The organism is Hymenobacter amundsenii (assembly GCF_002204745.1).
GTDB classification, from domain to species: Bacteria; Bacteroidota; Bacteroidia; order Cytophagales; family Hymenobacteraceae; genus Hymenobacter; species Hymenobacter amundsenii.
On the sequence record NZ_NIRR01000117.1, the window covers coordinates 1 to 466 of the forward strand.

The 466-nt window shown below is 68.9% G+C and carries 1 protein-coding gene; it reads left to right on the forward strand.

Annotation, left to right across the window (positions count from 1 at the left end; translation table 11 throughout):
• A partial coding sequence (locus tag CDA63_RS20200) for a PAS domain S-box protein (protein WP_126547001.1) occupies positions 1 to 466 on the forward strand: 466 nt, incomplete at both ends.

A 466-nucleotide genomic window follows, 5' to 3' on the forward strand; every position in this document is an offset into this window, starting at 1 on the left:
TGGCGGGGCAGCTATTCGGCTACGCGCCGGCCGCGCTGCTGGGCCAGGCGGTGGAGGTGCTGGTGCCCGACGCCACCGGCCGCCACCACGAGCAGCTGCGCGAATCCTTCAACCACCACCCGCAGATGCGCAGCATGGGCGCCCACCGGGTGTTGCGGGGCCAGCGCCACGACGGCTCCGTGTTTCCGGTCGAAGTGAGCCTGAGCTACTTCTACCTCGACGAGGAGCTCTACGTGGTGGCCTACATCCTCGACACCAGCCTCAAGCAAGCGGCCGAGCAGGAGCTCATTGCCCAGCACCAGCAGGTTGCCCGCCTCAATGCCGAGCTGGAGCAGAAAGTGGCCGACCGCACCCACGCCCTGCTCACGACCATGGAGCAGCTGGAGCAGCGCCAGGCCGAACTGGCCCAGGCCCTGGCCGCCGAGCGCGAGTTGGGCGAGCTCAAGTCGCGCTTCGTGAGCATGGC